Annotated in this window: 23 protein-coding genes; 15 read left to right on the top strand and 8 right to left on the bottom strand. The window is 60.8% G+C overall.

Annotation, left to right across the window (positions count from 1 at the left end; genetic code table 11):
* Nucleotides 1-6 precede the first annotated feature (6 nt).
* Nucleotides 7-870, bottom strand: a complete 864-nt coding sequence (locus tag ACA058_RS07535; protein ID WP_497638536.1) for a PHP domain-containing protein — start codon at nt 868-870, stop codon at nt 7-9.
* A gap of 87 nt (nt 871-957) precedes the next feature.
* Here ACA058_RS07535 and ACA058_RS07530 point away from each other — a divergent pair, with 87 nt between their 5' ends.
* The 6 genes from ACA058_RS07530 to ACA058_RS07505 all read left to right on the top strand — a co-directional run bounded on the left by ACA058_RS07530 (nt 958) and on the right by ACA058_RS07505 (nt 5,291).
* On the top strand, nt 958-1,554 hold the full coding sequence (locus ACA058_RS07530) for a septation protein A (RefSeq protein WP_497638535.1): 597 nt from the start codon (nt 958-960) through the stop codon (nt 1,552-1,554).
* A gap of 1 nt (nt 1,555) precedes the next feature.
* Nucleotides 1,556-1,855, top strand: coding sequence for a YciI family protein (locus tag ACA058_RS07525; RefSeq protein WP_497638534.1), 300 nt, complete (start codon nt 1,556-1,558; stop codon nt 1,853-1,855).
* Nucleotides 1,856-1,966: 111 nt separating this feature from the next.
* Entirely contained in the window at nt 1,967-2,380 is a 414-nt protein-coding gene (locus ACA058_RS07520; protein WP_497638533.1) for an SH3 domain-containing protein, read from the top strand.
* 7 nt (nt 2,381-2,387) lie between these two features.
* A complete protein-coding gene (locus ACA058_RS07515; RefSeq protein WP_497638532.1) occupies nt 2,388-3,065 on the top strand; it encodes a response regulator transcription factor in 678 nt (225 codons plus the stop codon).
* A 201-nt stretch (nt 3,066-3,266) separates the two neighbouring features.
* Nucleotides 3,267-3,716, top strand: coding sequence for an LTXXQ domain protein (locus tag ACA058_RS07510; protein ID WP_034146223.1), 450 nt, complete (start codon nt 3,267-3,269; stop codon nt 3,714-3,716).
* 231 nt (nt 3,717-3,947) lie between these two features.
* On the top strand, nt 3,948-5,291 hold the full coding sequence (locus tag ACA058_RS07505; protein ID WP_497638531.1) for a sensor histidine kinase: 1,344 nt from the start codon (nt 3,948-3,950) through the stop codon (nt 5,289-5,291).
* Nucleotides 5,292-5,399: 108 nt separating this feature from the next.
* Here the strand turns inward: ACA058_RS07505 and ACA058_RS07500 are convergent, their stop codons facing one another.
* Nucleotides 5,400-5,966, bottom strand: a complete 567-nt coding sequence (locus ACA058_RS07500; protein WP_497638530.1) for an NAD(P)H nitroreductase — start codon at nt 5,964-5,966, stop codon at nt 5,400-5,402.
* Between the two features lie 119 nt (nt 5,967-6,085).
* Here ACA058_RS07500 and ACA058_RS07495 point away from each other — a divergent pair, with 119 nt between their 5' ends.
* A complete protein-coding gene (locus tag ACA058_RS07495; RefSeq protein WP_497638529.1) occupies nt 6,086-7,540 on the top strand; it encodes a TrkH family potassium uptake protein in 1,455 nt (484 codons plus the stop codon).
* Here the strand turns inward: ACA058_RS07495 and ACA058_RS07490 are convergent.
* Nucleotides 7,497-8,558 carry an AraC family transcriptional regulator gene (locus tag ACA058_RS07490; protein WP_497638528.1) on the bottom strand — a complete coding sequence of 354 codons (1,062 nt, stop codon included), beginning with the start codon at nt 8,556-8,558 and terminating at the stop codon, nt 7,497-7,499. The genes ACA058_RS07495 and ACA058_RS07490 overlap by 44 nt on opposite strands.
* Nucleotides 8,559-8,719: 161 nt before the next feature.
* On the opposite strand from ACA058_RS07490, the gene ACA058_RS07485 reads away from it, so the two are divergent.
* A complete protein-coding gene (locus tag ACA058_RS07485) occupies nt 8,720-9,031 on the top strand; it encodes an Mpo1-like protein (protein WP_034146218.1) in 312 nt (103 codons plus the stop codon).
* 18 nt (nt 9,032-9,049) lie between these two features.
* Entirely contained in the window at nt 9,050-9,640 is a 591-nt protein-coding gene (locus tag ACA058_RS07480; protein WP_497638527.1) for an HD domain-containing protein, read from the top strand.
* A gap of 169 nt (nt 9,641-9,809) precedes the next feature.
* Here ACA058_RS07480 and ACA058_RS07475 read toward each other — a convergent pair whose 3' ends face one another.
* Nucleotides 9,810-10,625: a UDP-2,3-diacylglucosamine diphosphatase gene (locus tag ACA058_RS07475; protein ID WP_497638526.1), complete on the bottom strand. Its 816-nt coding sequence runs from the start codon at nt 10,623-10,625 to the stop codon at nt 9,810-9,812.
* A 159-nt stretch (nt 10,626-10,784) separates the two neighbouring features.
* On the opposite strand from ACA058_RS07475, the gene ACA058_RS07470 reads away from it, so the two are divergent.
* Nucleotides 10,785-11,543, top strand: a complete 759-nt coding sequence (locus ACA058_RS07470) for a helix-turn-helix transcriptional regulator (RefSeq protein ID WP_497638525.1) — start codon at nt 10,785-10,787, stop codon at nt 11,541-11,543.
* 76 nt (nt 11,544-11,619) lie between these two features.
* On the top strand, nt 11,620-12,513 hold the full coding sequence (locus ACA058_RS07465) for a DMT family transporter (protein ID WP_497638524.1): 894 nt from the start codon (nt 11,620-11,622) through the stop codon (nt 12,511-12,513).
* Here ACA058_RS07465 and ACA058_RS07460 read toward each other — a convergent pair.
* The 4 genes from ACA058_RS07460 to recQ all read right to left on the bottom strand — a co-directional run bounded on the left by ACA058_RS07460 (nt 12,507) and on the right by recQ (nt 16,943).
* On the bottom strand, nt 12,507-12,794 hold the full coding sequence (locus ACA058_RS07460; RefSeq protein ID WP_046816858.1) for an Rdx family protein: 288 nt from the start codon (nt 12,792-12,794) through the stop codon (nt 12,507-12,509). The genes ACA058_RS07465 and ACA058_RS07460 overlap by 7 nt on opposite strands.
* A 46-nt stretch (nt 12,795-12,840) precedes the next feature.
* Nucleotides 12,841-14,133, bottom strand: coding sequence for a type IV pilus assembly protein FimV (locus tag ACA058_RS07455; RefSeq protein ID WP_497638523.1), 1,293 nt, complete (start codon nt 14,131-14,133; stop codon nt 12,841-12,843).
* Between the two features lie 128 nt (nt 14,134-14,261).
* Nucleotides 14,262-14,696 carry a MarR family transcriptional regulator gene (locus ACA058_RS07450; protein WP_401309005.1) on the bottom strand — a complete coding sequence of 145 codons (435 nt, stop codon included), beginning with the start codon at nt 14,694-14,696 and terminating at the stop codon, nt 14,262-14,264.
* Between the two features lie 120 nt (nt 14,697-14,816).
* Complete coding sequence (recQ, locus tag ACA058_RS07445; protein ID WP_497638522.1) at nt 14,817-16,943, bottom strand: DNA helicase RecQ; 2,127 nt, start codon at nt 16,941-16,943, stop codon at nt 14,817-14,819.
* Nucleotides 16,944-17,370: 427 nt separating this feature from the next.
* Between recQ and ACA058_RS07440 the strand changes: the two genes are divergently transcribed.
* The 4 genes from ACA058_RS07440 to lapD all read left to right on the top strand — a co-directional run bounded on the left by ACA058_RS07440 (nt 17,371) and on the right by lapD (nt 21,114).
* The gene (locus ACA058_RS07440; RefSeq protein WP_034146211.1) at nt 17,371-17,958 is read left to right on the top strand and encodes a UPF0149 family protein; all 588 of its coding nucleotides are present in this window, start codon (nt 17,371-17,373) and stop codon (nt 17,956-17,958) included.
* A 10-nt stretch (nt 17,959-17,968) separates the two neighbouring features.
* Nucleotides 17,969-18,361, top strand: a complete 393-nt coding sequence (locus tag ACA058_RS07435) for a YbaN family protein (RefSeq protein WP_497638521.1) — start codon at nt 17,969-17,971, stop codon at nt 18,359-18,361.
* An 82-nt stretch (nt 18,362-18,443) separates the two neighbouring features.
* Entirely contained in the window at nt 18,444-19,151 is a 708-nt protein-coding gene (gene lapG, locus ACA058_RS07430; RefSeq protein WP_497638520.1) for a cysteine protease LapG, read from the top strand.
* 22 nt (nt 19,152-19,173) lie between these two features.
* Entirely contained in the window at nt 19,174-21,114 is a 1,941-nt protein-coding gene (gene lapD, locus ACA058_RS07425; RefSeq protein ID WP_497638519.1) for a cyclic di-GMP receptor LapD, read from the top strand.
* The last annotated feature ends 11 nt before the right edge of the window (nt 21,115-21,125 follow it).

The following is a 21,125-nucleotide window of genomic DNA, read 5'->3' as shown; positions in this document are numbered from 1 at the left end:
ACCTGTTCAGACGGCGGCAATATTTGGGTCATGTTTGAATCGACACCACAGTGGTGGCAGATCCTCCGGAAGCGGGCGGTATTCACCGATCTCGGACCAGCCTCCAGGGCCATGAAAATCACTGCCGGCGCTGACCAGCAGACCGAACTCGCGGGCCAGGATGGCCAGGCTGCCCACTTGCTCGGCAGGCTGATGGCCATTGACCACTTCGATCGCGTGGCCCCCTGCTTGAATATAGTCGGCAATCAGGCGACGACGTTTGCTGCGAGTGAATTCGTAATGCCAAGGGTGAGCCAGACTGACCCAGGCCTTGGCCGCGCGCAGGGTTTCGACGGTTTCTTCCAGGGTCGGCCAGTGTTGCTTGACGTCTCCCAGCTTGCCGGCGCCCAGCCATTTGCGGAACGCTTCGGCGCGATCCTTGACGAAACCTTCGCGCACCATCCAGTCGGCGAAGTGCGGGCGGGCCGGTGCGTTGCCGCTGTCGCCCAGGGTCTGCTGGACTTCCCGGGCGCCTTCCAGCGCGCCCGGCATGCCTTTCAACGCCAGTTTGCGGCTGATTTCCTCGGACCGTAGCCAGCGGCCATCGTGCAATTTTGCAATCGCCTCGACCAACGGCGCGGCATTGACGTCGAAGCCATAGCCCAGCACATGAATGGTCGCGCCGCCCCAGGTGCAGGACAATTCGACGCCGTTGACCAGTTGCATCCCCAGCGCATTCGCTGCACAGCGGGCCTCGTCGAGGCCTTCAAGGGTGTCGTGATCGGTCAGGGCCAGGACCCGCACGCCTTTCTCGAACGCACGCGCAACCAGAACCGCAGGCGCCAGGGCGCCATCGGAGGCCGTGCTATGGCAGTGCAAATCAACATTCACAGGGCTTTGTAACCTCAAATCAGCTGGCGCTATCGCGCGCCCATATGTTTGTTATTATGCCGCCACATCCTGCTTCTGGCTGCCACTGTGAAACAATTCATCGATTTCATCCCGCTCCTGCTGTTTTTCATCGTCTTCAAAATCGATCCACGGGTCGTCGACATTGCCGGCCACGAGGTCACTGTAGGCGGTATCTACAGCGCCACCGCGATGCTGATCATCAGCTCCCTGGTGGTCTACGGCACGCTGTTCATCAAACAGCGCAAGCTGGAGAAGAGCCAGTGGCTGACCCTCATCGCCTGCCTGGTCTTCGGCAGCCTGACCCTGGCCTTCCACAGCGAGACCTTCCTGAAATGGAAAGCCCCGGTGGTCAACTGGCTGTTCGCTCTCGCTTTTATCGGCAGCCACTTCATCGGTGATCAACTGCTGATCAAACGCATCATGGGCCACGCTCTGAGCCTGCCGGAGCCGGTCTGGACGCGCCTGAACATCGCCTGGATCGCGTTTTTCCTGATTTGCGGTGCCGCCAACCTGTTCGTCGCGTTCACTTTCCAGAGCTACTGGGTCGACTTCAAGGTCTTCGGCAGCCTGGGCATGACTTTGCTGTTCCTGGTCGGCCAGGGCATCTACCTGTCCCGCCACCTGCACGACGCCGATACCACAACGCCGAAAACCGAGGACTGACATGCTTTACGCAATCATTGCCACAGACGTCGCCAACTCCCTGGAAGCCCGCCTGGCCGCACGGCCTGCGCACATTGAGCGCCTGCAAGTGCTCAAGGGCGAAGGTCGCATCGTATTGGCCGGCCCACATCCGGCGGTCGACAGCAATGATCCGGGGGCAGCGGGTTTCACCGGCAGCCTGATCGTCGCCGAATTCGACTCCCTGAGCGCCGCACAGGCCTGGGCCGACGCCGATCCGTACATCGCCGCAGGCGTCTACGCCAACGTTTTGGTCAAGCCGTTCAAGCAAGTCCTGCCGTAACGCCCCTTTTGCGCGGTGAACCTTATCGGTTCATCGCGTTCTCAACCGCTCATTATTCCCGTTTGCCTGCCGACAAACTCCCCAATATCCGTATTGGAATCAGGAGTCGCGATGCGCAAAGGTCCGTTGTGTCTGATGTTGGTCACGTTGTCGATGGTGGCGCCCGCCCACGGTGAAGAAACCGCCGAGGACGCGAACTCCACGCCGCTGTCCTTGAGCGCCGGCAGCCAGATCAGCGAACTGCAGCAACGCTTGAAGGAAAGCGAGCGGCAACGAGAAGAACTGAGCAAACAATTGAACAATGCCGATGGCGAACGCGAAAGCGTCCAGCTGGTCCGGTTGCGCCAGGAGAATCAGCGACTCAAGCTGCAACTTCGGGAAGTACAGGCCGGCAGTTCGATCCCGCGCTTGTTGACCGATCAGCAACAGTGGTTCGTCGTCGGGGCCGGAGTTGCGCTATTGGCCCTGCTCTGCGGTATCTTCGCCAGTGGTGCGAGTCGAAAACGTCGACAATGGCTAAATTGAGTGATCCATGAGCGAGCTGTTACTTATTGATGATGACCAGGAGCTGTGCGAGCTCCTGAGCAGCTGGCTGAGCCAGGAAGGGTTTCAGGTGCGCGCCTGTCACGATGGCCAGAGCGCCCGCCGCGCGCTGGCCGAAACCTCACCGGCGGCCGTGGTGCTGGACGTGATGTTGCCGGACGGCAGTGGCCTGGAACTGCTCAAGCAATTGCGCAGCGATCACCCGGACTTGCCGGTGCTGATGCTTTCAGCCCGCGGCGAACCCCTGGACCGTATCCTTGGCCTGGAGCTCGGCGCCGACGACTACCTGGCCAAACCCTGCGACCCACGGGAACTGACAGCCCGCCTGCGCGCCGTGTTGCGCCGCAGCCATCCCGCGTCGGTATCCAGCCAGATGGAGTTGGGCGACCTGTGTTTCAGCCCGGTGCGCGGCGTGGTCAGCATCGATGAACAGGAGTTCACCCTTACGGTATCCGAAAGCCGCCTGCTCGAAGCCCTGCTCAAGCAGCCCGGCGAGCCGCTGGATAAACAGGAACTGGCGCAAATCGCCCTCGGCCGCAAGCTGACCCTGTACGACCGCAGCCTCGACATGCATGTCAGTAACCTGCGCAAGAAGATAGGCCCGCATCCCGATGGCCGCCCGCGCATCGTGGCCCTGCGTAGCCGTGGTTACTATTACAGTCTCTGAATCGAGCACGGCTTGCCGGCGATGACGATCTCAAGGACGCCTTCGCCGGCAAGCCGTGCTCCTACACAGCCTGTAAATTCTGTCAGGTCGGCAAGAAATCGTCTTTACCCAACCTTTACCTACCGCTGACCGCCGCTGACCTTGAACTCCGTAATCTGCACACATCCGGAACGTACCGGGAATGAGACAAGGAGATTCACCATGCGCAAGACTCTTATCGCTCTGATGTTCGCCGCCGCCCTGCCGACCGTTGCCATGGCCATGCCTGAAGGCGCAGGCCCGATGGGTGGCCCGATGGACGGTTCGCGCCACGGCGGTCAGATGCACGGCATGCACGGTAAAGGCCCGTACAGCCAACTGGACCTGAGCCGCGAACAGCGCGAGCAGATCCGCAAGATCATGGGCGAGCAGATGCATGAGCGTAAGCAAGTGGTCGACAAGTACCTGGAAAAACTCTCGCCAGCCGACCAGAAAGCCATGAAAGATGAAATGGCCGCCAACCACAAGAAAGCCGAAGCCGACGTGCGTGCCTTGCTGAAACCGGATCAACAGAAGCAATTCGACGAGATCCAGAAAAAACAGGCTGAACGTCGCGCCGAGTGGGCCGAATTCAAGGCCTGGAAAGCGCAACAGGCGCAAAAAGCGCAATAATGCGCTAACCCGGACCCAACGACTGAACATCGTTGGGTCTGATGCTTTTACTGTAGGAGCGAGCCTTGTGGCGAGGGGATTTATCCCCGCTGGGCTGCGAAGCGGCCCCTGCCTTTTATTAGCCACACTGAGTTGTCGGGATTTACGACTGCTTCGCAGCCGAACGGGGATAAATCCCCTCACCACAAAGCTCGCTCTCACATGGATTTGCATCGTTTTTGAGGATTTTCTGTGCGCTCATTGTTCTGGCGGATCCTGGCCAGCTTCTGGCTGGCCATCGCTCTGGTTGCAGGGCTCTCCATTCTGCTCGGGCACATGCTCAATCAGGATGCGTGGATTCTCAGTCGCCATCCGGGCCTCAATACCCTGGCCGAGCAATGGACGCAGACCTACGAATCCCAAGGCGAAGACGCGGCCCAAGACATTCTGCAGCAGCGCAAGCGCCAATATCACATCGACGTCCAGGTGCTCAACGAGAGCGGCGACCCGGTGGTGCGCGGTACCTTCCCGCGGCGTGCGGCTGCATTTGAGGCACGGCAGAACAACGATGACCGTCGCCTGCCATGGCGACGCCTGACCGATGAGTTCACCAGCGACAAAAGCGGTGACACCTACCTGTTCATCTACCGCATCCCCCACCCGGAACTGGACGCCTGGCACCGTGGAAGTCTGCTCTGGCCGTTGAGTGCGTTGGGGATCGCCTTGGTGGTACTGACCCTGTTCAGCCTGCTGGTGACCTTTTCCATCACCCGCCCGCTCAGCCGTTTACGCGGTGCGGTGCATGATCTGGGACAAACCACCTACCAACAGAACAGCCTGGTCAAACTGGCCAACCGCCGCGACGAATTCGGCGTGCTGGCCAACGACTTCAATCGCATGGGCGCGCGCCTGCAAAGCCTGATCGGCAGCCAACGACAGTTACTGCGCGATGTGTCTCACGAGCTGCGGTCGCCCCTCGCTCGCCTGCGCATTGCGCTGGCATTAGCCGAGAGGGCCACGCCGCCAGAACGGGAAAAACTCTGGCCGCGCCTCACCCGCGAATGCGATCGCCTCGAAGCGTTGATCAGCGAAATCCTCGTGCTGGCACGGGTCGACGCCGATAACGCCAGTGCCGAAGAAGTGGACCTCAACGCGCTGCTCAATACCCTGCAAAAGGATGCACAACTGGCTTCACCCGATCAGCTCGTGCACCTTGAAGCCGAGACGCAGCTGACCCTCAAGGGTTGGCCTACCATGATCGAACGCGCCGTGGACAATCTGCTGCGCAACGCCCAGCGCTTCAACCCGGTAGGCGGCCTGCCGATTGAAATGCAGGCGTTGCGTCAAGGGGAACGGATTGTGGTGACTGTGCGCGATCATGGGCCGGGGGTAGAAGCTGAACATTTGAGTCAGCTGGGTGAGCCGTTTTATCGGGCGCCGGGACAGACCGCGGCAGGCCACGGTTTGGGATTAGCCATTGCGCGCCGCGCGGCGGAACGGCATGGCGGGAGCCTGGTGCTGGCCAATCATCCGGAAGGCGGATTCATTGCCAGCTTGGAATTACCGTTGGTGCCAGGGGCCGTCGTCCAACCCTAAAATCCTGTGGGAGCGAGCCTGCTCGCGATGACGGCAGCACATTCAACATTGATGTGCCTGTCAGATCGCTATCGCGAGCAGGCTCGCTCCCACATTTGATCGGGGTCGTCAGGCTTTACCGGGCCAGGCGCTGACGAACTCAGCCAGATCAACCTTCTCCGCAACGCGTGGTTCCTTCTGCGGCGTACCGAGGTACAGGAAGGCAATGACCTCCTCCCCTTCCGCCAGTCCTAACCCTTTGGCCACATGCGGCGAATACGCCAGGTCACCGGTACGCCAGACCGCACCAATGCCTTGCGCATAGGCAGCCAGCAAAATCCCGTGGGCCGCACAGCCTGCCGCCAACAGTTGTTCCGACTTCGGATACTTGGCGTGATCCTGCACCCGCGCGATCACGACCACCACCAAGGGTGCCCGCAGCGGTCCGTTTCGCGCCTTGTCGATGGCCGCTTCGGTGACTTCAGTGTCCTGCAACTTCGCCGCTTCGACCAGCAACTCGCCCATTTGCTCGCGCGCCGCGCCTTCGACCGTCAGGAAACGCCAAGGCTGCAAATGGCCGTGATCCGGGGCGCGCATGGCCGCGGCAAACAGCGTTTCGCGTTGCGCCTGGGTAGGTGCCGGTTCGATCAGGCGCGGGACGGAAACACGGTTGAGCAAAACGTCGAGAGCCTGCATCGGCCACCTCCAGAAAAAATTATGCGGCTATTCTAGCTGTAACTACCGAGGCAGTGCGGTTTACATGCCCCGCCCCACAGGTAGAATGGCGCCCTCCTTACTTCAGCTGAGCGGATTTCATGGCGTTGCCGACCTTACGTCTCATTGGTTTCATCATCGGCATCTTCCTGATAACCCTGGCCATCGCCATGGTCGTGCCCATGGGCACGCTGGTGATCTTTGATCGCACCGGCGACCTGCCGTCGTTCCTCTGGGCCAGCATGATCACCTTTGTCGCCGGCCTCGCCCTGGTCATTCCCGGGCGCCCCGAGCATATCCATCTGCGACCACGGGACATGTACTTGCTGACCGTCAGCAGTTGGCTGGTGGTGTGTATCTTCGCCGCGCTGCCCTTCCTGCTGACCCAGCGCATCAGCTACACCGATTCGTTCTTCGAAAGCATGTCCGGGATCACCGCCACCGGTGCGACGGTGCTCAACCACCTGGACGACATGTCCCCCGGCATCCTGATTTGGCGCTCGCTGCTGCACTGGATCGGCGGCATCGGGTTTATCGGCATGGCGGTAGCGATCCTGCCGCTGCTACGCATCGGTGGCATGCGGCTGTTTCAGACCGAGTCGTCAGACCGCTCCGAAAAAGTCATGCCCCGTTCACACATGGTGGCGCGCCTGATCGTGGCGGCTTATGTCGGCATCACCATTTTCGGCAGCCTGGCGTTCTGGTGGGCCGGAATGAGTCCGTTCGACGCGATCAACCATGCGATGTCGGCGATCTCCACCGGTGGCTTCTCCACCTCGGACCAGTCCCTGGCCAAGTGGACGCAGCCGGCAGTGCATTGGGTGGCCATCGTCATCATGATTCTCGGCAGCCTGCCGTTCACCCTGTACGTGGCGACCCTGCGCGGTAACCGCCGGGCGCTGATCAAGGACCAACAGGTCCAGGGTTTGCTCGGCATGCTGCTGGTGACCTGGCTGATACTCGGCACCTGGTACTGGTGGACCACCCAGCTGCATTGGCTGGAAGCGTTGCGGCATGTGGCGCTGAACGTGACGTCGGTGGTCACCACCACCGGTTTCGCGCTGGGGGACTACAGCCTGTGGGGCAACTTCTCGCTGATGCTGTTCTTCTATCTGGGCTTTGTTGGCGGCTGCTCCGGTTCTACCGCCGGCGGGATCAAGATTTTCCGCTTCCAGGTCGCCTACATCCTGCTCAAGGCCAACCTTAACCAGCTGATTCACCCGCGCGCGGTGATCAAGCAGAAGTACAACGGCCACCGCCTCGATGAAGAGATTGTGCGGTCGATCCTGACTTTTTCGTTCTTCTTCGCCATCACCATCTGCGTGATCGCGCTGTTGCTGTCTCTGCTCGGGGTGGACTGGATGACCGCCCTGACCGGCGCCGCCAGCACCGTGTCCGGCGTCGGCCCGGGGCTGGGCGAGACCATCGGCCCGGCCGGCAACTTCGCCTCGCTGCCGGACGCCGCCAAGTGGATTCTCTCGTTCGGCATGCTCCTGGGCCGACTGGAGATCATTACGGTGTTTGTACTGTGTATTCCGGCGTTCTGGCGTCACTGACCAGCGCAGGCGCTTCCGTCAGCCGCGCCCGGTACTCGCCGGGCGTGGTGTCGAACCAGCGGCGGAAGGCACGGAAGAAATTGCTCGGATCAGCGAACCCCAGCAGGTAGGCAATTTCCAGCAGGGTCATGGTCGGTTGCGCCAGATACTGCTCGGCCAGCTCACGACGAGTGTCGTCGAGCAACGTCTGAAAACTCGTGCCCTCCTCCTGTAACCGCCGTTGCAAGGTGCGTTGCGACAGGTGCAGCGTCTGCGCCACCGCATCGCGTTTGGGTTCGCCCTGTGGCAGCAATCGGCACAACACCTGCCGCGCCTTGTGCGTTACCCGACTCTCGGAAAACCGCGCCAGGTATTCGCCGGCAAAGCGGTCATGCAACAACGCCATGGCCTCGTTGGCCGTCGGCAGCGGCGCTTCCATGTCCGCACGTTCGAAAATCAGCGCATCGTAAGGCGCGTTGAACACCAGCGGCGCATGGAAGGCTTGTTTGTAGGGTTCGAGATCGGCCGGTTGATCGCCCTGCACCAGCACCTTGCGCGGCTGCAGCGTGCGTCCGGTCAGCCAGCCGCACAGCGCCAGGGCGCAAGCAAGCGAAGCTTCGGCGCTTTGACGGGTCGGCGGCAAATGGTCGCCATGCACCGTCAGAATCAGCGCATACCCCTCATCCAGCAGGCGGAAACTCAGGTCGGCGCTTTCGGCAATGATCCGCTGGTAACGCACCAGTCGCTTGAAACCTTCGGCCAGGGTCTGGCTGGACATCAAGGCGTAGCCGGTCACATGAAACTGCGCAGGTCGCACCACCTTGCCCATGTTCAGGCCAATCGCCGGGTTGCCGGACAGTTCAACCGCCCGTTGCCACAGTCGTGTCATGGAATCTTGCGGGAAGCGCGCATCCGGATCATCCAGTGCCGCGTAGTCGAGCCCCAGCTGCTTGAACAGAACCCGGCAATCCAGGCCGTCCATTTCCAGTGCTTTGACAATCCCCATCGCCCAGCTTGCAGAAGTCGTTCGTTCGCTCATGGCGTTTACTGTCTTGGTGAGCCGTCTGTCGCGGCAAATTTTCCGAAGGATACTAAAGTGGCGCCCATTGTCACTGGCTGATGCCATTGATCACTCTAGACTCAAATAAGCTACCCGCCGAACAACTTGCAGTCCGAACAATAACCACAGAGATCGCAGTCGTGGAAAACATCAAGCGTTTCAACAGTTTCGCTGAGTTTTACCCGTATTACCTCAGCGAACACAGCAACAGTACTTGCCGACGATTGCACTTCATCGGCACGACGCTGGTTATTTTCATTTTGGCGCTGACCATCGGTCGGGGCGCCTGGATGCTGCTGTGGGTATTGCCGGTGGCGGGTTACAGCTTCGCCTGGGTCGGGCATTTTTTCTTCGAGAAGAATCGTCCTGCAACCTTTCAACACCCTTTCTACAGCCTTCTCGGCGATTTCGTCATGTATCGCGACATGATTCTGGGACGCGTGCCGTTCTAGATCACCAGAGGATTGCCGATGAATGCCAATGCCCGTTTCACCCACATGAAGGATGGTACGCAGGAAGACTGGGCGATCATTGCCGCAGACTTCAGCGCCTACGCTCGTCAATTACCGATACGGATCGTGGCACACCTGAAGTTACTGGAAGGTGACTTCGGCGGTTTCCCCGTGGACCGTCTGACCCACTCGCTGCAAACCGCCACCCGCGCCTGGCGCGATGGCCGCGACGAAGAGTACGTGGTCTGCGCCCTGCTCCACGACATTGGCGACACCCTGGGCTCCTATAACCATCCGGACATCGCCGCCGCGATCCTCAAGCCTTTCGTCAGCGCCGAGAATCTGTGGATGGTGGAGAAACACGGAATTTTCCAGGGCTACTACTTCTTCCATCACCTGGGCATGGATCGGCACTTGCGCGAACAATTCAGCGGTCATCCGCAGTATCAGGCGACCATCGAATTCTGCGCCAAATACGATGCTGCGGCGTTTGATCCGGCGTATGACACACTGCCGCTGAGTTTCTTCGAGCCGATGATGGAGCGGCTGTTTGCGCACCCGAAGAACTCGATCTACAAGGCGGCAATGCAAGAGTATTCACCTGCCTGATCAATCGAGCGGGACCGATGTGGCGAGGGGGTTTACCCCCGTTCGGCGGCGAAGCCGTCGCAATCTAGAAAAATACTATTCACCTGTAAAAACGCGGTGAATTGTTTTGGGGCCGCTTCGCAGCCCAACGGGGGTAAACCCCCTCGCCACAAAGAGCATACAAGCCAGGTCAAGCTGGCGCGGCAACTTTCACAGCCTTCAACTGCGCCTCCCGCGCCTGGGCATCGGCCAACCGATACAACTCGATCGTGCCATCCCAATGCTCGATCAGCGCCGTGCACGACTCCACCCAGTCGCCACAATTGAGGTAATCCACCTCGCCAACCTTGCGAATCTCGGCATGGTGAATGTGCCCGCACACCACCCCATGCAACTCGCGCTTGACGCACTCATGGGCAATGGCTTCTTCAAAATCGCTGATGAAACTGACCGCGGTCTTTACCTTGTGCTTGAGGTAGGCCGACAGCGACCAGTAGCCGTAGCCATAACGCGCGCGCCAATGGTTGAGCCAGCGGTTGAGGGTCAGGGTGAATTCGTACGCCGAGTCGCCGAGAAACGCCAGCCAGCGGTGATAGCGGGTAATCACATCGAACTGGTCGCCGTGAATCACCAGCAAGTGCCGGCCATCGGCGGTCACGTGCACCGCTTCGTCCACCAACTGGATGTTACCCAGGATCAGCTTCGAATAGCGGCGCAGGAATTCGTCGTGGTTGCCGGTGACGTAGATCACCTCGGTGCCGCGCTTGCTCATGGTCAACAGGCGCCGGATCACATTGGTGTGTGCCTGGGGCCAGTACATGCCGCCGCGCAGTTTCCAGCCGTCGATGATATCGCCGACCAGGTAGATCTTGTCCGCGTGATAGCCCTTGAGAAACTGCGACAGGTGCTCGGCCTGGCAATCGCGGGTGCCCAGGTGCACATCGGAAATCCACAAGGTCCGCACACGTTGCTTACGACTGGGTTTGGCGAGCTCGGCGCTGGTCATGGGCAACCCTCAGGACAAGTTTTGGCAAGCTTGACCCGATCGGGTTAATGGCCCATGACAGCAGCAAGTCAGTCCTGTGACAGCGCGCACAAGCCGTGTCGGTGTAGACTGCGACCTGACTCATCAACCCTGCAATGAGAGCCTGTAACGAGAACCGCGATGAGACCGATCCTTACCCTGCGCCAGTACACCCAAGACCTGATCGTCCACAGCCATGAGCACGCACAACTGGTGTTCGGGCTGTCGGGCGCGCTGGATTTCGAAGTCGACGGGCGTGGCAGTCAGGTGGTTCAGCAAAGCTTCGTGGTGATTCCCTCCGGTTTTCATCATGCCTGCGGCAGCCCCAACGGCAGCCGTTGCCTGGTTCTGGACGTGCCCGGCGATCAATGGCTTGGCCAGTCCCTGGGCGATCATGCCGATGCCAGTCGACGCTTGCTCGACAACGCGGGTCGCGTGTCGCTGGATGCTGGACAGAGCCAATTGGTCGAGTGGCTGGCCAACAGCCAGGTCGATGACCCGGTGATTGCGCAACAGGGTGCGGTGCTGTTGCTGGCCAGCCTCAACAATGCCAGGCCCGACCCTGTCGGCGGCCGGCGCCTGCCCTACGCCGCCCTCAATGCGCACATTGACCAATACGCCGCCTACCCGCTGCAAGTCGCCGATCTGGCCCGGGTGGCCGGTCTTTCCAGCGCACGTTTGCATGCACGGTTCGTGGCCGAATGCCGGCAGACGCCGATGGATTACATCCGCAGCCGACGCTTGCACAAGGCCGTGGGGTTGCTGCGCAATTCGGCGCTGCCCATAGGCGAGATTGCCTGTCGGGTCGGTTACAGCTCCCAGAGCGCCTTTGCCGCCGCGGTGCTGCGCGAGTTCGGCGCATCGCCAGGTAAACTGCGGCGCGAGGCTGGCGACAAATAACGCGAGTCTGGCGACAGACACGGCGGCAGCGGGCGCGGTTAAATGACCGGGCTCACTACCTTTATCAAGGATTGCCATGACTCCCCGTACCGCCCTGGGCGCCCTGCATATCGGCGCATTGATGTTCGGCCTGACTGGCGTGTTCGGCAAACTCGCCGCCGCTTCTCCTGCGATCATCGTCTTCGGCCGGGCGGCGTTCGCGGTGCTGGCGCTGGCGTTCTTTGCACGCTTTGCCAGCCAGACCCGCTGGCAGAAACTTCAAGCCGAGGATGTGCGCAGACTGTTGCTCAGCGGTTTGCTGCTGGCCGGGCACTGGGTGAGTTTCTTCATTTCGGTGAAGGTCGCCGGCGTGGCCATCGCCACCCTGGGCTTTGCCAGTTTCCCGGCCTTTACCGTGATCCTTGAAGGGCTGATTTTCCGTGAGCGGATCCGCGCCAATGAAATCCTCCTGGTGGCGCTGGTCAGTGTCGGGCTGGTGCTGGTCACGCCTGAGTTCGATCTGGGTAGCGGCGCCACAACCGGTCTGCTCTGGTCGATCGCCTCGGGCCTGCTGTTTTCCCTACTGTCGCTGACCAACCGCGCCAGCTCCACGCGCATCCCGCCGGTGCAGGCGGCGTTGTGCCAGAACGTGGTGGTCGGATTGTGTCTGCTGCCGGCGGCGGCCCCGCACCTGAGCGAAGTGCGTGCCATCGACTGGCTGTGGATCGGCCTGCTCGGGGTGTTCTGCACCGGCGTTGCCCACAGCCTGTTTGTCGCCAGCCTGGCGGTGATCAAGGCGCGGACCGCCGCCGTGGTCTTCGCCCTGGAGCCGGTTTACGGGATCACCATGGCCTGGCTGCTATTCGATGAAAACCCGACCCTGCGCATGCTCCTCGGCGGTGCATTGATCATCGTCGCAATCGTGGTGTCCAGCAGGCTTTCAAGCGGTTCGAGCAAGAAAACCGTTGCCGCGGAGGCGGTGTCTCACTGAGTGCGATCGTTGTGCCCCAGGTCGCGGTCTGGATCAATTTGGTCGCGGACTCGCTGCTTGAGCACCTTGGCCTCGGGGAAACCGCCGTCAGCCTTGCGCTCCCAGAGCTGCACCTGGTCACAGAAAATGTGAAAGACCCCGCCCGTGCCGGGCACCAGGGACACCTTGCCCAGGTCATCGCCAAAGGTGCTGAGTAGTTCCTGGGCGAGCCATGCTGCACGCAACAACCACTGGCATTGGGTGCAATAGGTGATGACGATTTCCGGTTTGCTGGCGGTCATGATTGGCGAAATTCCTGAGACAAGGGCGCGACCATGATAACGGTCTTTATTGCCTGTAGGAGCGCGGTTCGGCAGGTTTCAGAGGCTCCAGCTCAAGCGACGGACCTGGCTCGCTGTACTCATCAAGAAAGCTGTCGTCCAGGGCATGGGAAGCGGGTTCGATTACCCATTCAATCTCAGGCTCGGGCAGCGCTGGCTCTCTCGGCGGCTGGTCGGAGGAAGGAGCATTGTCCATCGGCCCCAGATCCCAACTTGTATCCATCGACAAGTCGTCCAGATTCAACTGGAACTCATCCTCGGGTGACGCCTGCGAGGCAATAGCCAAGGACGAAAGCACCGATGTTGCCAGCGCAACCGGCGCAAGGGAGTCCAATTGCGGAGGGTGGGCGCGGACTTCCTGAAGTGTCTGCCCATCGTGCGCTGCTGCTCGACCGGGCTGCGGGTCAGCTCGCGATGGCTCGAACGATGCCTGATCCTGCTGTCGTTGACGACGAACCCACGCAACCAGCAACGCCAACGCCACCAGCGCCAGCAACCCACCTATCCATAGCCAGTTCGCCCCAGGCTCCTCAACCACGACCGGCGCTGGCGTCACGGCAATCGGCGCAACCGGCTCCGTCGGTGCCTGCTTGACCTCGGCCAATCGGTTTTGCAGTTCGGTCACCTGCTTTTTCTCAACGGCGATCTGCTCGTCCTGTGCCTGAAGCTTCCCGTTGAGTTCATCGATGGTCGCCTGCAACTGCTGGTTGTTCAGGACGCTGGCGGCCAGTTGTTCAGCCAGAGGATCCATTACCGGGGCTGCGATAGGCGTTGCTGGCGATTCCCTGTTTGCAGGTAAGGGTGCGACTGCCGGCGGAACACTCGGGAATGCAGAAGAAGGACGGTTCACCGGTGGTTCATCACTGATGGGTGCAATGTCCTCGGCACCCGGAGGATCGATGAGTACGGTGTACTCGCGCAACACGCGGCCATTGGGCTGGTCGAGCTGAACAAGAAAATCCAGGTAGGGTTCCTTGACCGGTTTGTTGGAGTTGACCCGGATCAGGCTACGATCGCCCGAAAGGATGGGCGTGAACGTCAGGTCGTTGAGGAATAACACCCGCTCAACCCCGGCGCGGCTGAACTCGTCCGCTGTCGCCAGGCTGACCGACAGCTCGCCTTCCGCCAGTCCGGCAGCATCCACCAGCGCGATGTCGGCGCGCAGCGGTTGATTCAATGCCGAGTGCAGGGTGATTTCACCCAGGCCCAACGCCGGCACCCATGCCGAGTAAGTGACAGCGGCACTGGCCAGCAACAGCCTGGCGCCATACCGTACAACCAATAGCCAACTCTCGAGCATGAGCATCCCTTAGGTAACCAAAAACCAATCTGCACGTGTTCGCACATCCGTTACGAACACGATATTGCCGACTAGTTCTTATAGTCTGCCCAATGCGCTAACTCAAAAGCCAGGCGTGAGGTTTTGTCTCAGGATTTTTCGAGGTTGGCCAGAATGTGCCCGTGAACCCGCATGCAGACCTTTACATCCGCCTCATCGACACCCTCGAAGAGTTCATGACGTAGTTGCGTGGCAATGGTTTCGATTTGTTCGATCAGGGGACGCGCCGGGGCACACAGCACGATTTTTTTTGCCCGACGGTCTTCTACCACCGCCTGACGTTGCACCAGGCCCTGGCTTTCCAGGCTGTCGAGCAGCCGAGCCAGGGTCGGCCCCTCGACACCGACGCTTTGCGCCAGCTCACGCTGGGTCGGGGCTTGCTCGAAGCGCGCCAGGTGCAGCAGCACCAGCCAGCGGGCCTGGGACAATCCGAGTCCGGCAAGGCGGCGGTCGAGCTCGGCACGCCAGCCACGCGACATCTGGGCCAGTTGCATGCCAAAACGGTGTTGATCGGTCAACGACATAAAACACTCATGATTAGACTGAAATAAGGGAAATACTAATAATTAGTCAGCTAAGCATGAGCCTTGGCTGGAGGCAAGGCTTGTTCTGTACTGAATCGTTACATCAGTGCGGCCGGTCACTCAAAGTTCGAATTCGGACTGCAAAGCGGCCCGAATACAGTACAAAACCCCTTCCGGCACCCGACCGGCAAACAGCGAGGAAATTTCCGACACGGGCGGCAGTTCGCCCTCACCGTCGAGGAACGCATCCTGGACTTCGCCCATCAAGTCCTCCGGCAGATCCAGCGCCTGCTCCAGTGACAGCTGCTGCTTGCCGATCGCCTCGGCGAGCAGGGTGTAGACGTTCTTTTCCGAGCATTGCAACTGCCCGGCGATCTGCAACGGCGTCATGCCGGCACGCGCCAGGGTGATCAGCTCGTGGCGTAGGTCCGCCACGACTTTCGGTGCTTCGACCTGACCACCGAGGACTTCGAGGAAAGCCTCGCCATAACGCTCCAGCTTGCGGGCGCCGACGCCGCTGACCCGGGCCATTTGCGCCAGCGAGGTCGGTTGGCTGCGCAGCATCTCCAGCAAGGTCGAGTCGGGAAAAATGACGTACGGCGGTACGCCATGCTCTTCGGCCAGCTTGCGGCGCAGGGCACGCAGGGCTTCCCACTGTTCGCGCTCTTCGCCCCGGACCAGCTGGCTCGCCTGGCTCTTGCTGCTCTTGGCAGTCGTTTGTGCCTTCAGATCGCGACGCAGTTCCAGGGTCACTTCGCCTTTGAGCAACGGCCGGCACGTGTCGCTCAGGCGCAGGCCCCCGTAGCCTTCCAGATCGATGTCGGCCAGACCACGGGCCACCAACTGGCGAAACAACGAACGCCACTCGCCTTCGGCCATCGCCTTGCCGACCCCGTACACCGAGAGGCGCTGATGCCCGAAGTTGCGCACCTTTTCATTGTCCTTGCCCAGCAAGACATCCACCAGGTGCCCGACACCGTAGCGCTGGCCTGTCCGGTAGATCGCCGACAGCGCCTGACGGGCGGGCTCGGTGGCGTCCCAGGTTTGCACGCCGTCGACACAGTTGTCGCAATGACCGCAGGGCTCGGGCATGTCTTCGTCAAAGTAAGCCAACAATGTCTGGCGACGGCAGCGGGTTTCCTCGCACAGGGAGAGCATGGCATCGAGCTTGTGTTGCTCCAGACGCTTGTGGCGTTCGTCGCCTTCGGAGTTCTGCAGCATCTGCTTGAGCATCACCACGTCCTGCAGGCCATAGGCCATCCAGGCATCGGCCGGCAGACCATCACGGCCGCCGCGACCGGTTTCCTGGTAATAGGCCTCAAGTGACTTCGGCAAGTCGAGGTGAGCGACAAAGCGCACGTTGGGCTTGTCGATGCCCATGCCAAAGGCCACGGTGGCGACCATGATCAGGCCTTCCTCGTTGAGGAAGCGTTTCTGGTGGTGAGCACGCAGATCGTTGGGCAGGCCGGCGTGATACGGCAGCGCCGGGAAACCTTGTTCGGTGAGGAACGTGGCCACTTCCTCGACCTTCTTTCGCGACAGGCAATAGACGATGCCGGCATCGCTACGACGCTCGGCGAGGAACGCCAGCAGCTGCTTGCGTGGCTGCTCCTTGGACACGATGCGATAAAAGATGTTCGGCCGGTCGAAGCTCGACAGGAAGCGCTCGGCATCCTGCAGGTGCAGGCGCGTGACGATCTCTTCGCGGGTACGTTTGTCGGCGGTGGCGGTCAGGGCGATACGCGGTACGTCGGGGAACAGTTCCGCCAACTGGCCCAGTTGCAGGTATTCCGGGCGAAAGTCATGGCCCCATTGGGACACGCAATGGGCTTCGTCGATGGCGAACAGCGAGATATTCAACCCTTGCAGGAAGCTCAGCATGCGTGGCTGGACCAGACGCTCGGGCGCGAGGTAGAGCATTTTCACCTCACCACGCCGGATCCTTGCCGCCAGGTCACGCTGTTGTTCGGCATTGAGCGTGGAGTTCAATGCCGCGGCGGCCACACCCAGTTCTTCCAGGGTCGCGACCTGATCGTCCATCAGCGCGATCAGCGGCGATACCACGACCGCCAGGCCATCGCGCAGCAGCGCCGGCACCTGGAAGCACAGGGATTTACCACCACCGGTAGGCATCAGGACCAGGGCATCGCCGCCACTGGCCACGCGCTCAATGATTGCACCCTGGCGGCCACGGAAACTGTCGTAGCCGAAGATGTCCTTGAGGACGCGCTGAGCCTGTTCGAGCATAAAAACTCCAAAAATCACCAAAACATCCCTGCAAGGCTGGTGCAGAATCCGCAACTTTGCACTGACAAATCGTAAGTGCAGATTGCATGACGCTGTGCATTTGAGCCGCGAAACCGGCAGGGCATCACAAAACGCGCGAGTATACCCGACCCCTCCCTCGCGCAGGGCACCGCTGATAAGACGCATTAAGACGATGCGATACAAATCCTGTGGGAGCGAGCTTGCTCCGGGCGGCGTTCCGACGATGGCAGCGTTACATTCAAAATCAATGTTGTCTGGCGGCACCGCTATCGCGAGCAAGCTCGCTCCCACAGGAAATGTGGTGTTCTTTATCCCTGCGAAGGGGGCAAATATGCCGTGCGGCTGGCCCAAGCGCTCAAGAAGGCCTAGAATTCCCGCATCGAATATTCCCCAAGGTAGCCCTTTAATGTCCTTCGCTGAGCAACTAACCCGCCTGCAAGTCTTCCTCGACGCCGATGAACTGCATGACGAGGCGCTGGACTACGTGGCCGCCCACGGCTACCTCACCGCGCTGTCGATCTGTTCGGAAGTCGTTCCCGATCGTGAATGGATCGATGCCCTGTTCGCCGAAGAGCCGCATTACGCCGATGACACCGAGCGTGAAGCGATCGAATCCACCCTGTTGGCCCTCAAGGCCCACATCGCCCGTCAACTGGCCTCCGATGAAGAGTTCGAGCTGCCGTGCGACCTGGACCTGGGCGAAGACCCGGACGATTCCGACCTGCGCGGCTGGTGCATCGGCTTCATGGAAGGCGTATTCCTGCGCGAAGAAGCCTGGTTCGAAACCGCCGAAGACGAAGTCAGCGAAATGCTGCTGCCGATCATGGTCGGTTCGGGCCTGTTCGACGAGCAACCGGAGTTCTCCGACATTGCTGCCGACGCCAACCTGATGGACGACATGATCGTGCAGATCCCGGAAGCCCTGACTGCGCTGTACCTGCTGTGCAATGCACCAGACGAAAAACCGGCGATCCTCAAGCCACGCCACCACTAAGGTCCTGCCTATGGACAACCCCATAGGCAACCGCTCCCTGATGTTGCGCTACGTGCTGCTCGCCATCGGCTGGCTGAGCGTAGCGCTGGGGGTGCTCGGGATTTTCCTGCCGGTGTTGCCCACCACACCCTTCCTGTTGCTGGCGGCTGCCTGTTTCGCCCGCAGTTCGCCGCGTTTCTATCAATGGCTGGTCGAGCACCCGCGGCTCGGGCCATGGATTCGTGACTACCTCGAGGGTAACGGCATTCCGCTCAAGGGCAAGGTCTACGCCATCGGCCTGATGTGGACCAGTATCCTGTTCTCCTGCTACCTGGTGCCGATGCCTTGGGCACGGGGGATCATGCTGACCAGTGCGGTGCTGGTGACCCTTTACATCCTTCGGCAGAAAACCCTGCGTAAATAGTGACAGCTGTTCCCCCGCCTGCGGGTCGACGCTGACGCGACGACCACCTAGACTCCACATCTCTGCACTCGAGCAGCCAGACATGCCGCAAAGTCCGGGTAGTCCAGGATGGCCAACACTCCGACTTCGATTTGGCGGATGGCTGTTGCTGGCCAGTTTTCCGCTGGCCGTGCCTGGCAGTGCCTGGCCCGCCTGGGATTTCGCGCAGATTTCGCAAACCGCCGAAAAACGCTATGCCAGCCTGGGGCCGACGCAGGGACGTATCCAGTCCTGGAGTGAAATGCTGCAAGGCGAACGCAACCTGCCCGAGCAGGAGCAATTGAATGCGGTCAATCGCTACTTCAACCAGCAGCTGGATTTCCAGGACGACGCCCGCATCTGGCGCCAGAGCGATTACTGGGCCACGCCCGTCGAATCGCTGATCAAGGCCGCCGGTGATTGCGAAGACTATGCCCTGGCGAAATATTTCAGCCTTCGCCAGCTGGGAATTCCCAGCGACAAGCTGCGCATTACCTACGTGAAGGCCCTGACCCAGAACCAGGCGCACATGGTACTGACCTATTACAGCAGCCCTGGTGCCGAACCGCTGGTGCTCGACAATCTGATCGGCGACATCCGCCCCGCCTCGCAGCGCAAGGACCTGCTGCCGGTGTATGCATTCAACGCCGAAGGCCTGTACCTGCCCGGCAAGCCTGGCAACCAGCGCAGCGGTGACTCGAAAAAACTGTCGCGCTGGCAAGACGTTTTGAAAAAAATGCAAACCGAAGGGTTCGCCGTGGGCGACGGTTAGCCGCCACGCCAAGGAGCGTTCGATGAAACTGCGCAACCAGTTGTTTCTCGCCATCTGCCTGTTCTTGCTGGTGGCGTTCAGCGGCAGTTTTTATGCCAGCCTGGAAAGCTCTCGCGAGCAGACGCTTGGGCAGTTGCGCGCCCATGCCCAGGACGCCGCGACCGCGCTGGGCCTGACCTTGACCACTCAGGTCGACGACCCGGCCATGATGGAGTTGCTGGTCAGCTCGATTTTCGACAGCGGCTATTTCAGCGACATCCGCGTCACCCACCTCGAGAATCGGCAGGTGTTGGTGCAGCGCAGCATCCCCGAGCAAATCGACGGCGTACCTGGCTGGTTCGTCGATCTGGTGAATTTGCGCCCCGAGGGTGGCGATGCACTGATCACCCGTGGCTGGCAACAGGTGGCGCGGGTCGAAGTGCTGAGCAATCCACAATTCGCCCTGGCCAAACTCTGGGACAGCACACTGGGCAGCCTCGTCTGGTTGCTGCTCTGTGGGCTGCTCAGTGCGGTGTTCGGCGGCTGGCTGCTGCGTCGACAATTTCGTCCGCTCGACACCATGGTCCGGCAGGCCGAAGCCATCAGCAAACGCGAGTTTCTCAGCTTGCCGACGCTGCCGCGCACACCGGAATTGAAACGTGTGGTGTTGGCGATGAACCAGATGGTCGAGAAGCTCAAGACGCTGTTCGCCGAAGAGGCTGCGCGCAGCGAAAAACTGCTCAACGAGTCCTATCAGGACAGCCTGACAGGGCTGGCCAACCGGCGATTGCTCGATGAACAACTGGCCGATCAATTGCTGGTTGCCGAGCAAAATGGCGACGGTCACCTGCTGATGCTTCGGCTCAACGACCTGGCCGGGCTCAATCAACGCCTTGGCGGGCAACGCACCGATGCGTTGATTGGCGCGGTCGGCGAATTGCTCAAGCGCCTGACTCAGGTTCCGGAACGTCGCACCTGGCTGGCAGCGCGCAATCGCGGTGGCGAATTCAGCCTGCTGGCACCAGATCTCGATACCGAGGATGTGACGCACCTGGCCGCCGAGCTCAGCGCCAGCCTGGAGAACCTGCGCCTGACCGGTGACAGTGATTGCATGCCCGTCGCCCATCTGGGCATCGTCGCCTTCCACCCCGGCGACCCGGCAAGCCACGTTCTGCATCAACTTGACCAGGCACTGAACGAAGCCCGGCAACATCCCGAGCGCCCCTGGGCCGTGTTGGGCCGCAGCGACAGCGCGCCAAAGCAGGCACAACAGCACTGGCACACCTGGATCGACGATGCCCTGACCGAGGGCAAACTGCAGTTGTATTTTCAACCGGTGGTGCAATGCGCCGACACCCGCCAGGTGTTGCATCACAAAGTCCTCGCACGCCTGCTCGATCCACAGGGCGAAGCGATTGCCGCCGGCCAGTTCTTGCCGTGGATCGAGCGTTTTGGCTGGTCGGCGCGATTCGACCTGGCGATGCTCGAAGCCACCCTCGAATACCTCGTCATCAACCGTTTGCCCCTGGCATTGAGCCTGTCCGGCAGCACCTTGCGCGATCTGGCGCAGCTGCAACTGATCCTCGACATGCTGGAATCCCTGCCGGAACTGGCGCCCCTGCTGACCCTGGAAATCGACGAGCGCCAACTGCGACCACCGGACCGATTGCAACGCTTGAGCCACAGCCTGCTCGATACCGGTTACCGTATCGGGCTGCAGCATTTTGGCGGTCACTTCAGCCAGATTGGCAACCTCACTCAACTGGGGCTGGCTTACCTTAAAATCGACGGTGCCTACATCCGTGGTATCGATGAGGAGCGTGACAAACGGCTGTTCATCGAGGCGGTTTGCCGCACGACCCACAGCATCGACTTACCCTTGATAGCGGAGAGAGTAGAAACCCAAGGAGAGTTGGAAACGATCAGGGCACTGGGGGTGTTTGGCGTGATGGGGCGTTTGATCGGACAGCCGCAGCCGATGTGATTTGCGAACGA

It is taken from the genome of Pseudomonas sp. LBUM1649, from assembly GCF_059716155.1.
This window is presented reverse-complemented; position numbering and strand designations above follow the sequence as displayed.

What these genes read in the sequence shown, in the direction of transcription:
- ACA058_RS07465 (WP_497638524.1), top strand. Translation starts at nt 11,620, where the DNA reads ATGACTCCCCGTACCGCCCTGGGCGCCCTGCATATCGGCGCATTGATG.
- lapG (WP_497638520.1), top strand. Translation starts at nt 18,444, where the DNA reads ATGCCGCAAAGTCCGGGTAGTCCAGGATGGCCAACACTCCGACTTCGA.
- recQ (WP_497638522.1), bottom strand. Translation starts at nt 16,943, where the DNA reads ATGCTCGAACAGGCTCAGCGCGTCCTCAAGGACATCTTCGGCTACGAC.
- ACA058_RS07480 (WP_497638527.1), top strand. Translation starts at nt 9,050, where the DNA reads ATGAATGCCAATGCCCGTTTCACCCACATGAAGGATGGTACGCAGGAA.
- ACA058_RS07435 (WP_497638521.1), top strand. Translation starts at nt 17,969, where the DNA reads ATGGACAACCCCATAGGCAACCGCTCCCTGATGTTGCGCTACGTGCTG.
- ACA058_RS07455 (WP_497638523.1), bottom strand. Translation starts at nt 14,133, where the DNA reads ATGCTCGAGAGTTGGCTATTGGTTGTACGGTATGGCGCCAGGCTGTTG.
- lapD (WP_497638519.1), top strand. Translation starts at nt 19,174, where the DNA reads ATGAAACTGCGCAACCAGTTGTTTCTCGCCATCTGCCTGTTCTTGCTG.
- ACA058_RS07500 (WP_497638530.1), bottom strand. Translation starts at nt 5,966, where the DNA reads ATGCAGGCTCTCGACGTTTTGCTCAACCGTGTTTCCGTCCCGCGCCTG.
- ACA058_RS07525 (WP_497638534.1), top strand. Translation starts at nt 1,556, where the DNA reads ATGCTTTACGCAATCATTGCCACAGACGTCGCCAACTCCCTGGAAGCC.
- ACA058_RS07440 (WP_034146211.1), top strand. Translation starts at nt 17,371, where the DNA reads ATGTCCTTCGCTGAGCAACTAACCCGCCTGCAAGTCTTCCTCGACGCC.
- ACA058_RS07470 (WP_497638525.1), top strand. Translation starts at nt 10,785, where the DNA reads ATGAGACCGATCCTTACCCTGCGCCAGTACACCCAAGACCTGATCGTC.
- ACA058_RS07475 (WP_497638526.1), bottom strand. Translation starts at nt 10,625, where the DNA reads ATGACCAGCGCCGAGCTCGCCAAACCCAGTCGTAAGCAACGTGTGCGG.
- ACA058_RS07510 (WP_034146223.1), top strand. Translation starts at nt 3,267, where the DNA reads ATGCGCAAGACTCTTATCGCTCTGATGTTCGCCGCCGCCCTGCCGACC.
- ACA058_RS07515 (WP_497638532.1), top strand. Translation starts at nt 2,388, where the DNA reads ATGAGCGAGCTGTTACTTATTGATGATGACCAGGAGCTGTGCGAGCTC.
- ACA058_RS07520 (WP_497638533.1), top strand. Translation starts at nt 1,967, where the DNA reads ATGCGCAAAGGTCCGTTGTGTCTGATGTTGGTCACGTTGTCGATGGTG.
- ACA058_RS07450 (WP_401309005.1), bottom strand. Translation starts at nt 14,696, where the DNA reads ATGTCGTTGACCGATCAACACCGTTTTGGCATGCAACTGGCCCAGATG.
- ACA058_RS07460 (WP_046816858.1), bottom strand. Translation starts at nt 12,794, where the DNA reads ATGACCGCCAGCAAACCGGAAATCGTCATCACCTATTGCACCCAATGC.
- ACA058_RS07490 (WP_497638528.1), bottom strand. Translation starts at nt 8,558, where the DNA reads ATGAGCGAACGAACGACTTCTGCAAGCTGGGCGATGGGGATTGTCAAA.
- ACA058_RS07495 (WP_497638529.1), top strand. Translation starts at nt 6,086, where the DNA reads ATGGCGTTGCCGACCTTACGTCTCATTGGTTTCATCATCGGCATCTTC.